The sequence below is a fragment of the Winogradskyella poriferorum genome (genome assembly GCF_050618035.1).
GTDB lineage: Bacteria > Bacteroidota > Bacteroidia > Flavobacteriales > Flavobacteriaceae > Winogradskyella > Winogradskyella poriferorum_A.
Genome location: NZ_JBODPY010000208.1, coordinates 1 through 224 on the forward strand (window position 1 = coordinate 1; position 224 = coordinate 224).

1 protein-coding gene is annotated in these 224 nt (G+C 29.5%); it reads left to right on the top strand.

The features are described 5' to 3' along the window. A partial coding sequence (locus ACRHOC_RS15495; protein WP_431159481.1) for a hypothetical protein occupies window positions 1-224 on the top strand: 224 nt, incomplete at both ends.

Here is a 224-nt window from a genome sequence, read left to right on the forward strand (position 1 = left end):
AAATTTGTCCGTGGCACTCTAAAAAAAGGAAACCATTAAAAAAGATTTCTCCCGAACTGAATACATACATTAGAGAAAATGTATTTGATATTATAAGTAAGGCTATTCATTGTTCAGCTATTAAAACTGTTTTATCAGTAGGCAAAACCTATCATGATTTGTTTGGTTTAGAGAGTTTAGGCTTCAAAAAACTGATTGACGTTACGTCTGAAAATTATTTAAAT